10 protein-coding genes and 1 pseudogene are annotated in these 12,005 nt (G+C 68.7%); 6 read left to right on the top strand and 5 right to left on the bottom strand.

The genetic code is table 11. From position 1 onward, the window contains the following. Positions 1-58: 58 nt before the first annotated feature. On the top strand, positions 59-1,006 hold the full coding sequence (locus OOK38_RS23530; protein ID WP_266757472.1) for a hypothetical protein: 948 nt from the start codon (positions 59-61) through the stop codon (positions 1,004-1,006). A gap of 48 nt (positions 1,007-1,054) precedes the next feature. Here the strand turns inward: OOK38_RS23530 and OOK38_RS23525 are convergent, their stop codons facing one another. Beyond that, positions 1,055-1,480, bottom strand: coding sequence for a Rieske (2Fe-2S) protein (locus tag OOK38_RS23525; RefSeq protein WP_266757474.1), 426 nt, complete (start codon positions 1,478-1,480; stop codon positions 1,055-1,057). A 271-nt stretch (positions 1,481-1,751) separates the two neighbouring features. Between OOK38_RS23525 and OOK38_RS23520 the strand changes: the two genes are divergently transcribed. Together OOK38_RS23520 and OOK38_RS23515 are read left to right on the top strand one after the other, a co-directional pair. Then, the gene (locus OOK38_RS23520) at positions 1,752-2,819 is read left to right on the top strand and encodes a LacI family DNA-binding transcriptional regulator (RefSeq protein WP_266757476.1); all 1,068 of its coding nucleotides are present in this window, start codon (positions 1,752-1,754) and stop codon (positions 2,817-2,819) included. Beyond that, positions 2,816-3,727, top strand: a complete 912-nt coding sequence (locus OOK38_RS23515) for a carbohydrate kinase (protein ID WP_266757478.1) — start codon at positions 2,816-2,818, stop codon at positions 3,725-3,727. The genes OOK38_RS23520 and OOK38_RS23515 overlap by 4 nt, the downstream gene beginning before the upstream one ends. Before the next feature lie 211 nt (positions 3,728-3,938). Here OOK38_RS23515 and uvrA read toward each other — a convergent pair whose 3' ends face one another. Continuing rightward, positions 3,939-6,992: an excinuclease ABC subunit UvrA gene (gene uvrA / locus OOK38_RS23510; RefSeq protein ID WP_266757480.1), complete on the bottom strand. Its 3,054-nt coding sequence runs from the start codon at positions 6,990-6,992 to the stop codon at positions 3,939-3,941. Between the two features lie 224 nt (positions 6,993-7,216). Here uvrA and OOK38_RS23505 point away from each other — a divergent pair, with 224 nt between their 5' ends. Together OOK38_RS23505 and OOK38_RS23500 are read left to right on the top strand one after the other, a co-directional pair. Next, complete coding sequence (locus OOK38_RS23505; protein ID WP_266757482.1) at positions 7,217-7,906, top strand: maleylpyruvate isomerase family mycothiol-dependent enzyme; 690 nt, start codon at positions 7,217-7,219, stop codon at positions 7,904-7,906. 9 nt (positions 7,907-7,915) lie between these two features. Further along, complete coding sequence (locus OOK38_RS23500) at positions 7,916-8,569, top strand: MBL fold metallo-hydrolase (protein ID WP_266757483.1); 654 nt, start codon at positions 7,916-7,918, stop codon at positions 8,567-8,569. A 507-nt stretch (positions 8,570-9,076) separates the two neighbouring features. Here the strand turns inward: OOK38_RS23500 and OOK38_RS23495 are convergent. The 3 genes from OOK38_RS23495 to OOK38_RS23485 form a co-directional block, all read right to left on the bottom strand. Beyond that, entirely contained in the window at positions 9,077-10,054 is a 978-nt protein-coding gene (locus OOK38_RS23495) for a M4 family metallopeptidase (RefSeq protein WP_266757484.1), read from the bottom strand. 1,052 nt (positions 10,055-11,106) lie between these two features. Next, positions 11,107-11,295, bottom strand: coding sequence for a hypothetical protein (locus OOK38_RS23490; RefSeq protein ID WP_266757485.1), 189 nt, complete (start codon positions 11,293-11,295; stop codon positions 11,107-11,109). After that, positions 11,292-11,495 carry a hypothetical protein gene (locus OOK38_RS23485; RefSeq protein WP_266757486.1) on the bottom strand — a complete coding sequence of 68 codons (204 nt, stop codon included), beginning with the start codon at positions 11,493-11,495 and terminating at the stop codon, positions 11,292-11,294. Before OOK38_RS23485 ends, OOK38_RS23490 begins: the two co-directional genes overlap by 4 nt. Before the next feature lie 14 nt (positions 11,496-11,509). On the opposite strand from OOK38_RS23485, the pseudogene OOK38_RS23480 reads away from it, so the two are divergent. After that, a pseudogene (locus tag OOK38_RS23480) lies at positions 11,510-11,698 on the top strand (MBL fold metallo-hydrolase); the annotation flags it as partial. Between the last annotated feature and the right edge of the window lie 307 nt (positions 11,699-12,005).

The following is a 12,005-nucleotide window of genomic DNA, read 5'->3' as shown; positions in this document are numbered from 1 at the left end:
ACGACCCGCACGAACGGCCTGACCAGCCGTAGTGAACATCCACAGAAAGGCCCCCTGCATGCGGCACGGCACACAGCACGCGGACGTCGCCACGGCGGAACTGGAGACGGCCCTGCGGGGCGGCCCCTTCCATGTCGCGCTGCGCGCCGCGATCGCCGCCCGCGGACTGCCGCTGCAACGCGTCCAGCACCATCTGTCGCGCTACGGCGTCAAGGTCGGGGTGACGAGCCTGAGCTACTGGCAGCAGGGCGCCCGGCGCCCCCAGCGGCCCGAGTCGCTGCGGGCCGTGCGCGCCCTGGAGGAGATCCTCCAGCTGCCCGACGAGTCGCTGATCAGGCTGCTGGCCAAGGCCGAGGAGCGCTCGGACCCCGAGCGTCCGACGGGGCGTTCGTACCGCTCCCTGGTGGAGGCCTCCGGTGTCCTCGAACGGCTCCTGACCGAGCTGGAGTCTCCGCTCGACGGCGGTCTGCACACCATCGGCCATCACGAGCGGGTCCACATAGGCCCCCATCGCGAACTGCTGGGCCGCGAGTCGCACCACATAGTGCGCGCCCACAAGGACGGCGTGGACCGCTATATGGCCATCCACCACGGCGACCCCGGATGCGCGCCGGAGCGTACGACGGTCCGGGCCCTGGAGAACTGCCGTACGGGCCGGGTGCTCTGGCACCGCGACACCGGTGTGCTCGTCGCCGAACTGCTCTTCGACACCCGGCTGCGGGCAGGCGATACGTTCCTCTTCCGCTACGGCTTCGAGGACGGTACGGCGGGGACGTCCAGCGAGTACGTCCGCGGATTCGGCTTCGCGGGCGGACAGTACGCGCTCCAGGTGCACTTCACGGAGAACGCGCTGCCCGTGCGCTGCCACCGCTTCACCCAGCACTCGGCGGCCGCGCCGCGCAGTGGCCGCCAGGAACTGGCGCTGAGCGGCCGCCACCGCTCGGTGCACCTGGTCGAGCCGCGCGTGCGGTCGGGGATCGTGGGGATCGGCTGGGACTGGGAGTGACCGCCCGCCCGGGCGCGGTCGCTGGGCCGGTCCGGCCCGCGCCTCGGCTCAGGCGCCCGGCCCGGCGACGATCTTCCCGTCCTTCGCCTCGACGGACAGCTCGTCGAGCGGAACGGTGGCCGGCGCCCGCAGCACCTTGCCCGTCGTGGCGTCGAACTCACTGCCGTGGCACGGGCACACGAGTGTCGTGCCCTCCAGCTTGTTGATGGCGCACCCCGCATGGGTGCAGATGGAACTGAAGGCCTTGAGCGAACCGTTCCCGGCGCGGCTGACCACGACGTTCTGGTCCTGGTAGAGCTGAGCACCGCCCTTGGCGACCTCGCTCTCCGCGCCCAGGACGACGGGGGCGGTCGGCGTCGCGGGGCCTCCGCCACCGCTGCCGCCGGAGCACGCGGCGAGGCCGAGCCCGGCGACCGGGGTGAGCGCCGCTCCCCGCAGGACGGTACGGCGGCTCGCGGTCGGACGGCCGGACATGGCATCTCCACTGGTCGAGGCGGTTTCGCGGCGACTCCGCCGAGCGCGGCAGCGGACATTCCACCGGCGGGACACCGAGGAGTCGCGCATCGACGATACCGGTACAGATCATTCCGCTCCAGGCGGGGTGGACCCCGCGCGACCCTGGACGTAAACGCTTACGCATCGATAAGCGTAAGCGTTTACGTCAGCTGCCGGATGGGATACCTTCGCGGGCGAACCACCGGGTCCCGTTCGGGTGCGAGCGCCCGAGTTCCAGGGAGGGAGCGCCATGGCGACGATGGTCGATGTGGCCCGGCGGGCGGGCGTGTCCATCGCGACCGTCTCGCACGTCCTCAACGGCACACGGCCGGTGCTGCCGCAGACACGCCAGGCCGTTCTCGACGCGATCGACGAGCTGGGCTACACGCCCAACACCCTCGCCCGTTCGCTCGTCACCTCCCGTACGCGGTCCATCGGGCTCGCGGTGTCGGCCATCAGCAATCCGTACTTCACGGAGATCCTCCAGGGCGTCGAGGCCGGTGCCCTGGAACACGGCTACGGCCTGCTGATCGCCGATCCGCACGACGACCCGGAGCACGAGCGCAAGGTCGCCCAGCTGCTGCACGAGCGGCGCGTGGACGGAATGATCATCGCGCCGTCGGCGACCCCGGCCGGGCTTCTGCGCTACCTGGCGCGGCACGACGTACCCACCGTCTTCCTGGACCGGCTCGTGGACCCTCCCGCCGGGAGCGGCTTCCGCCATGACCAGGTCGGCGCCGAGAACACCGGCCCCATGGCGAGCCTGGTCGGTCATCTCGCCGAACGAGGGCACCGGCGGATCGGACTGGTCGCGGGTCTGCCCGGCCTCAGCACCACGACCGAGCGGATCACCGGCTACCGGCACGGCCTCGCGCGGGCAGGACTCCCGTACGACGAACGGCTCGTGGCGCACGGCGACTCCCGGGCGGAGACGGCCGACGAGGCCACCCACCGGCTGCTGTCCCTCGGGGTGCCGCCCAGCGCGCTCGTCACCGCCAACAACGCCATGACCATCGGCGCGCTGCGCGCCCTGCGTGACCGGGGCCTGTCCGTGCCCGACGACCTGGCGCTGTGCTGCTTCGACGACTTCTCCTGGGCGGATCTGTTCACTCCCCGGCTCACCGTGATCGCCCAGCCCAGCAAGGAGGTCGGCGCGAGGGCCGTCCGACTGCTCCTGGAACGGCTGGCCTCGCCGCGCCTGGAGAGCCGCACCGTCCGGCTGCCCTCCGCCTTCGTCCACCGCACCTCGTGCGGCTGCCCCGAGAACCCCGTACGCCCCGAAAGTCCCGAGGCACCGAGGAAAGGACCCGAGTCGTGATCGTCGTCGCCGGTGAGGCCCTGATCGATCTGGTTCCGCAGGGAGCGGGAGCCCTTGCGGGCCTGCTGCCCCGTCTCGGCGGCGGCCCCTACAACACGGCGGTGGCACTCGGCCGCCTCGGCTCCCCCACCGCCTTCTGCTCCCGCGTCTCGCGCGACGCGTTCGGCGAGGCACTTCTGAGCGGGCTGGGCGACGCGGGCGTCGACGTGTCCTCGGTGCAGCGCGGCGGCGAACCGACGACCCTGGCCGTCGCCACGATCGGTACGGACGGCTCCGCCGCCTACTCCTTCTACGTCGAGGGCACGGCCGACCGCCTCTTCTCGGCCCCGGACCGACTCCCCGACGCCGCCCGGGCGGTGTCCTTCGGTACCTGTTCCCTCGTGCTGGAACCGGGCGCGAGCGCCTACGAGGAGCTGATGCGGGCCGCCTGGGCGCAGGGCGTCTTCACGGCACTCGACCCGAACATCCGCGCCGGCCTGATCCCCGACCCGGACGCCTACCGCGCCCGGTTCAAGAGCTGGCTGCCGTCGGTGTCCCTGCTCAAGCTGTCGGAGGAGGACGCCCGGTGGCTCGGCGGCACCCCGCGCGAGTGGCTGGCCTCCGGCCCCTCGGCCGTGGTGATCACCCAGGGCGGCGACGGACTCACCGCGTTCACCCGGGACGGCTCGGTCCACTCCGTGCCCTGCGAATCGGTCGACGTCGTGGACACCATCGGCGCGGGCGACACCGTGAACGCGGCCCTGCTGCACGGTCTGGCCGCCAGGAACGCCCTGTCCCCGACCGCACTGGCGGAACTGGGCGCCCGGGGCTGGACCGAGCTTCTGGGCTTCGCGGCCCGCGCGGCCGCCGTCACCTGCTCCCGCGCCGGAGCCGAACCGCCGTACGCCTCCGAAGTCGGCGCCCTGTAGAGGCCCACGGGAACGCCCGGCCGCCGCCCCCGCCGGTCCTCGACCGTGGTGGCGGGCCGGTTGGCCGCACACGACACGGCGCCCCGCGGGAAGTTCCCGCGGGGCGCCGTGTCGTGCCGCGTTCTCGGCGGCTGCCGGGCCCGGACCGTTCCGTCGGTCCAGGCCCGTACAGGCCGCCTGTTCGGTCAACCGGTTCGTCGGACCGGCCGGTTCAGGCCTTGCGAGCCCGCGTGGTCTTCTTCGCGGGGGTCGCCTTCTTGGCGGCCACCGGCTTCGTGGCGGTCTTCTTCGCCACGGCCGCCTTCTTGGTGGGCGTGTTGTTGACGGTCTTCGTGGCCGTCTTCTTCGCCGTCGTCCCGGCCGCGACCGTCTTCTTGGCCGCGGTCTTGCGCGGGGCCTTCACGGGAGCGGCGTCGCTGATCCGGTCGGCGCCGAGGATCTCCCGCAGGAACTTGCCGGTGTGGCTGGCGGGGACACTGGCGACCTCTTCGGGCGTGCCCTCGGCGATCACGAGACCGCCGCCGTTGCCACCCTCGGGACCCATGTCGATGACCCAGTCCGCGGTCTTGATGACATCGAGGTTGTGCTCGATGACGATGACCGTGTTGCCCTTGTCGACCAGACCGGACAGCACCGTGATCAGCTTGCTGATGTCCTCGAAGTGCAGACCGGTGGTCGGCTCGTCGAGCACGTACACGGTGCGGCCGGTGGAGCGCTTCTGGAGCTCGCTGGCGAGCTTGACGCGCTGCGCCTCACCGCCGGACAGCGTCGGCGCGGACTGGCCGAGCCGGACGTAGCCGAGGCCGACGTCGTTGAGCGTCCTGAGGTGACGGGCGATCGCCGGCACCGCCTCGAAGAAGCCGAGGGCCTCCTCGATCGGCATGTCCAGGACCTCGGAGATGGACTTCCCCTTGTAGTGGACCTCCAGGGTCTCCCGGTTGTAGCGCGCCCCGTGGCAGACCTCGCAGGGGACGTACACGTCCGGCAGGAAGTTCATCTCGATCTTGATGGTGCCGTCGCCGGAGCAGTTCTCGCAGCGGCCGCCCTTGACGTTGAAGGAGAAGCGGCCGGGCAGATAGCCCCGCACCTTCGCCTCGGTGGTCTCGGCGAACAGCCTGCGGACGTGGTCGAAGACTCCGGTGTACGTCGCCGGGTTGGAGCGGGGCGTGCGGCCGATGGGCGACTGGTCGACGTGCACGACCTTGTCGACGAGGTCGTCGCCGTCCACGCGCGTGTGCCGGCCCGGTACGTTCCTCGCGCCGTTCAGCTCGCGGGCCAGGTGCGTGTACAGGATGTCGTTGACCAGCGTCGACTTGCCGGAGCCCGACACACCGGTGACGGCCGTGAGAACGCCCAGCGGGAAGGACACGTCGATGTCCTGGAGGTTGTTCTCGCGGGCGCCGTGCACCGTGAGCCTGCGGCCCGGGTCGGCGGGGCGGCGGATGTCCGGCGTCGGGATCTGCCTCTTGCGCGACAGGTACTGGCCGGTGATCGACTCGGCGTTGTCGAGGAGTTCCTTCAAGGGGCCGCTGTGCACGACCTTGCCGCCGTGCTCGCCCGCGCCGGGGCCGATGTCGACGACCCAGTCGGCGACCTTGATGGTGTCCTCGTCGTGCTCGACGACGATGAGCGTGTTGCCCATGTCGCGGAGACGGACCAGGGTCTCGATCAGCCGGTGGTTGTCACGCTGGTGCAGACCGATGGAGGGCTCGTCGAGGACGTACAGGACGCCGACGAGTCCGGAGCCGATCTGGGTGGCCAGGCGGATGCGCTGGGCCTCGCCGCCGGAGAGGGTGCCCGCCGCGCGGTTCAGCGACAGATAGTCGAGGCCGACGTCGACCAGGAAGCGCAGGCGTTCGTTGACCTCCTTCAGGACGCGCTCGGCGATCTTCTTGTCGCGCGCGTTGAGCTTCAGCTTCCCGAGGAAGTCGGCGCAGTCGCTGATGGACATGGCGGCGACCTCGGCGATCGACCTCTCCATGACGGTGACCGCGAGGACCAGCGGCTTCAGACGCGTGCCCTGACAGGTGGGGCAGGGCACCTCGCGCATGTAGCCCTCGAAGCGCTCACGGCTGGCGTCGCTCTCGGACTCGCTGTGCCTCCGCTTGACGAAGGGGACGGCCCCCTCGAAGGGCGTGGTGTACACACGCTCCCGCCCGTACCGGTTGCGGTAGCGGACCTCGATCTGCGTCTTGTGGCCGTAGAGCAGGGCCTTCTTGGCGCGCTGCGGCAGACCGGCGAAGGGGATGTCGGTCCGGAAGCCCAGCGCGTCCGCGAGGGCGCCGATCAGACGGCCGAAGTAGTCCTTGGTGTGTCCGTGCGACCAGGCGTGGATGGCGCCCTCGTCGAGGGACTTCTCCTCGTCCGGGACGATCAGCTCGGGGTCGACCTCCATGCGCGTACCGATACCGGTGCACTCGGGGCAGGCGCCGAAGGGCGAGTTGAAGGAGAAGGAGCGGGGCTCCAGCTCCTCGAAGGACAGGTCGTCGTACGGGCAGTACAGGTGCTCCGAGTACATGCGCTCGCGCTCGGGGTCGTCCTCGGGGAGGTCGACGAAGTCGAGCACGACCATGCCGCCGGAGAGGCCGAGCGCGGTCTCCACGGAGTCGGTGAGACGGCGCTTGGCGGAGTCCTTCACCGTGAGGCGGTCGATGACCACCTCGATGGTGTGCTTCTCCTGCTTCTTCAGGGTCGGCGGCTCGGTGAGCTGGATCGTCTCGCCGTCGACCCGGGCACGGCTGTACCCCTTGGTCTGAAGGTCGGCGAAGAGGTCGACGAACTCCCCCTTGCGCTCGCGCACCAGCGGCGACAGGACCTGGAAGCGACTCCCCTCCGGCAGCTCCAGAACCTTGTCGACGATGGCCTGCGGCGACTGGCGGGTGATGGGCCGGCGGCACTCGGGACAGTGCGGCTTGCCGATGCGCGCGAAGAGCAGCCGGAGGTAGTCGTAGACCTCGGTGATGGTGCCGACCGTCGAGCGCGGGTTGCGCGAGGTCGACTTCTGGTCGATGGAGACGGCCGGGGAGAGACCTTCGATGAAGTCCACGTCCGGCTTGTCCATCTGGCCGAGGAACTGCCGGGCGTACGAGGACAGGGACTCCACGTAGCGCCGCTGGCCCTCGGCGAAGATCGTGTCGAAGGCGAGGGAGGACTTGCCCGACCCCGACAGGCCCGTGAAGACGATGAGCGAGTCGCGCGGGAGGTCGAGCGAGACATTCTTCAGGTTGTGCTCGCGCGCTCCACGGACGATGAGACGGTCGGCCACGCCGGTCCGCACCTTTCTTGAGAGTGGTGACAGGGGCCGCAGGCCCCCGTCTTCCTCAGACTAGGGGGAGCCACTGACAGCGCCGGTTGCTTTCCCTGGTTCACAACAATCCCGGACCGTCCAGCATGCCCGACGCCGCCACCGAGCGTATAGCACGTGCATTCGATTTACGGGGGTGGCCGACCGCCTTCACCCGAACGTGTGGCAGAGCTAGGGTCGGCCTCATGATTGATCATGTGCGCGACCTGGCATCTGTACGTGACGCGACGGAACGGCTGCTCACCGCAGTCGCCAAGCTGGACAACGCTTCCGTGGCCGAGCCGTCACGGCTTCCCGGCTGGAGCCGCGGGCACGTGCTCGCCCACCTCGCCCGCAACGCGGACGCCCTGGTGAACGTCCTGGACGGACGACCCATGTACGCCTCGGCGAGCACCCGGGACGCCGACATCGCGCGGGACGCCCCGCGCCCGCTGGACGCGCAGCTGGCGGACCTGCGCGAGAGCGCGGCCCGCTTCGGGGAGACCGGAGCCGCTCCCGCGGACTGGTCCCGCACGGTGGAGCTGCGCAACGGGGTCACGGACTCAGCGGCCCGGGTGCCGTTCCGGCGGTGGGTCGAGGTCGATCTCCACCATGTGGATCTGGGCATCGGATACGAGCTCGAGGATCTGCCGGAGGAGTTCGTGACCCGGGAGATCGACTTCCTCGCGGAGCGCTTCGGCGGGCACAAGGACGTGCCCTCCACGGCGCTGGACGCCGGCGACGGCCGGGTGTGGACCACGGGCGGGGGCGCCGCGGGCGGACCGATCGCGGTGCGGGGCCCGGCGGCCGATCTGCTCGGCTGGCTCTGCGGCCGCCGCGACGGCACCGGCCTGACGGTCCACGGCGGTCCGCTTCCGGCCCTTCCTCCGCTATAGGCTGCCGTCATGACGTACAGCGGAGCGGTGAAGGTCGGCGGCCCTGCCGACGTGCACGAGCTGCAGGACCTGATGATCTCCAAGGTCGCGGTCGGTCCGATGGACAACAACGCCTATCTGCTGCGCTGCCGGGCCACCGACGAGCAGCTCCTGATCGACGCGGCGAACGACGCCTCGACGCTGCTCACCCTGATCGGTGACGACGGCATCGCGTCCCTCGTGACCACTCATCAGCACGGCGACCACTGGCAGGCGCTCGCCGAGGTCGTGGCCGCCACGGGCGCGCGCACCTACGCGGGCCGCGACGACGCCGACGGCATCCCGGTGCCGACCGACGTCCCCCTCGATGACGGCGACACGGTCAGGGTGGGGAACGTGGAACTCACCGCGCGCCATCTGGTCGGGCACACGCCGGGCTCGATCGCCCTCGTCTACGACGACCCGCACGGCCATCCTCACGTGTTCACGGGCGACTGCCTCTTCCCGGGCGGTCCTGGAAGGACAACAAATCCGGTGGACTTCACGAGTCTGCTGGACGGACTGGAAGAGAAGGTGTTCGGCCCGCTGCCTGACGAAACGTGGATCTATCCGGGCCACGGGAACGACACGACGCTCGGGGCCGAGAGGCCGCAGTTGGCAGAGTGGAGATCCCGAGGCTGGTGATCTGTTCATCTACGCGGGGCCGCCCAGAAACGGTCCGCTACGGAAAATCACTCCGCGGTCCGGTCTCAGGCACGCTCTGAGCCTGAGAACCAGGTCCCTCCCACGCGACTTCACAGGTGTCGCAGTTCCAGTGGAAATACTGGTGAAACCGGCTCCTGTGCGGCACGAACTTTCTCACCAGGCTGTCGCACGACCAACAGGCAGCCTGGATCTTTATGTGATTATTGTTGAGAGTTCCGGCCAGGGCCCCGGACGAGGACAGTGAATCCGGCGATGAAACAGTACTCAAGATCAGTTCCTCGGACGCGTAGAGTCATAGATATTTGCCTATTGAACCACATCCGTCCGAACCCTCTTTTCTGGCGAGAAACAGGAAGTCGCCGTTCGATTACCTTGCGTAACGGGATTTGCTGTCACCGATCCCGATCCATCCACGGCACACGATTTGACCTCGATCGTTCATGAGGGCCCGTCAGTAAGCTGACGGGCCCTCATGAACGATCGAGACTAGATGATTCCGACATCCCGGAATGCCGATCGCACCGTTTGCGGGGCATGCCTTGGCACCTTGCTCTCACGAGCGAGAATTCGCGCCTGCGCGCTGAGCACAACGGCCGCGTCCTCGAACTTCGCGGTCGACCAGAGATTCTGCAGCCCCGCGTACCAGATCTGACCGGCGTGGGCGGTTCCGATCTCGGACGCCACCAGATAGAACGCCCGGTTCGGGATACCACTGTTGATGTGTACGCCTTGGTTGTCCTCGGGGCCCGGGAAGTACTTGCTCATGTGCGCGGGCTGCGGGTCCTTCCCCATGATGGGGTTGTCGTAGGCGGTGCCGGGGTGAGCCATCGACCGAAGGGCCTCGCCGAACAGCTCTTCCGCCATCACCTCGTCACCGACGAGCCAGTTGGCGGTCCCAGCGTCCTCCTTCCGCATGCGCTGCTCGATCAAGCTCCCGAACACATCGGCGAAGTGCTCGTTCAGGGCTCCGGACTGGCCCTGGTAGTCGAGGTTGGCGGTGTACTGCACGACGCCGTGCGTCAGCTCGTGCCCCATGACGTCGGGAGACTTGCTGAAATCCGTGAAGATGATTCCGTCGCCGTTCCCCAGAACGATGTTCTCGCTGTCCCAGAAGGCGTTGTCGAAGTCGACGCCGAAATTGACGTAGACGTTGATGCTCATGCCTCGGTTGTCGATGCTGTCACGGCCGAAGGATTCGATGTAGAAAGATCGAACCTCTCCGACGTGGTCGTATGCCGTGTTTGCGTTCTTGGGGCTGGCGACTGCCGGGTCGCTCTCTCCGCGGACCTGAACGGCCAAGGCCAGGTCCCACTGGTTCTTGGAGTCGTGAATCACGCGGTCGGATTTCCCCGGACGGGGCGTCGTCAACGCTGCGAGGTCGATGGCAGCCCGTGCCCTCTGGTCCCGGAACTGCGCACTCGCGGTCGCCGACAGGGTGGCCGGGTGCGGCTCCCTGGTGTCCACTCCCGTGGCTTTCGCAATGTGATTGAGAATGTGCGGAGGGATGAATTGGCACTTCGGTCCGCCGTGGCTGTGGCATCGCATGCGCTGGGACCTTTCAGGTCGGGCGTGGGGTGATATGTCAGGGTTACCATGTCGCCGGGCGACATGTAGTCAGTCGCTGGGCCAACCACCCCTATGGCTCTGCGAGGGCCTCAGACCAAGCGAGCGCGGCGACAATCAGAACAGGGATTCACGGCCAGTTGCTACGCGCCCAGTGCAACTGGTTGGTCAGCGCATTGTCGCCGTCGGCAACGTTCTGACGCGGCTCACCGAAGTTGTCTTCGCCTCCGGAGTGAGTACCGACGGCATCGGGTGATCCGCTGAACCACGCGAACACTGGCGCACCGCTCCGGCCGCCCTCTGTGTCGGCCTGGTACTCCAGCTCGACACCGGAGCCGTCGTTGTCGTCGTCGATGATCGGGAAGTTCAGGTGTAGCCAGGGCCGGTTGCCGGAGTCCTTGTCCCACGGGTAGCCCGGCAGCGTCCGGACGCTCAGGTCCTCCCAGTCGCTGGCGTACGTCCGGAACCCGAAAAGCCGAGGCTGTTGCCGGGTAGAACGTCCAGACGCATGACCGCCATGTCGTCACCTTGAAAGGGACTGCTGAATCCCTGGGCGTTGGTCATCCACGAGGCGGCCCACGCTCCGTGGACCGAAGCGTCGTCGTAGCAGGCCGGCACGAACAGCGCCTTCCAGTTCGACGAACCCCCACGGCACCACGTGGCTGGCGGTCATGATCGTGCGTGCGCCGAGGATCGAGGCCGTGCCCCACCAAGTCCAGTCCGGACGGGCCGCGACCTGCCAGAAGAAGATCCGGCCGACGAGGGAGAACGGGTAGGAGCTGGGGTCGCGCAGGCGGTGTTCCTGACGCTGGGCGTGCTGTTCACGATCGCGGCGATGATGAACGCCCTCAACCGAAAGGCCGAGGCCGCCCGCAAAGAAGTTCTCGGTGACCTGTAGCGGAGCGTCTACGGAGGCGGCCCCGGGGGCGGGTGACTCCGGGGCCTCAGCGCGTTCAGGAGCAGCCCTCCTCGAACCTGACCGCGGTCAGCGCAACGGGCTGCCTGTTCAGCTTGGTCCCAGCGGCCGGCGTCTGGCTGCACACCTTCCAGTTCGACTCGCCGAACACGAGCAGGTCGTCGCCGGACGCGTCCTCCACGGTGATCGAGGTGCTGTCGTCGAGGGCGGCGCGGGCTGTGTTCACGGACTAGCCGGTGAAGTCGAGGACGGTGGCTTTCTCGGCGGGCGTCTTGTCGTCGACGGCTGCGCTCTGCTTGCTGTCAGCGGCCGGGGTGTCGGACTCGCGGCCTTGCTGGCCGGGTTGTTGCAGTTGATGGCATTGCCGATGACGCCGAAGACCAGTACGCCTCCGATGATGCTGCCGATGATCTTCCAGTTGGCCATGGTTGCCCCCTACGTGCGGGTTCCCGGGCGGCCCTGGCCGGACAACATGTCCGGAGGAGTTCAACTCCCTGATGGACGGCCTGGAAACCAAGCTGTTCGACGTCCTGCCCGACGAGACGTGGATCTACCCCGGCCACGGCGACGACACCACCCTCGGCACGGAGCGGCCCCACCTTGCGGAGTGGCGCGCACGGGGCTGGTAACCGTCCAACGACGTCCGCCCCCGTTTCGAAACCGAGCGGGGGCGGACGCGCGTTCAGGCCCGTCGGCGCTCGGGGAGCGTCATGCCCCACGGACGGTGGCGTCCGGCGCGGTTCTCGCTCTCGGCTCCATCGGTATCCGTCGAGCTTGGCGCGGCAGGCGACACAGCCGAGACAGCCGACCATCCGTGACCAGGTGGGCTTGGACCACGCAACCAGTGTGGTCCAAGCCGCTCGGTTCCAAGAACAGGCGGCCTGCCACCCTCTATGACGTAGGCAAAACCGTGAAACGACCCGAGACGATCACCGA

It is taken from the genome of Streptomyces sp. NBC_00568 (assembly GCF_026341855.1).
In the GTDB taxonomy this organism is placed as follows: domain Bacteria; phylum Actinomycetota; class Actinomycetes; order Streptomycetales; family Streptomycetaceae; genus Streptomyces.
The sequence above is the reverse complement of the archived record's forward strand: the minus strand, read 5'-3'. Positions and strand labels throughout refer to the sequence as shown.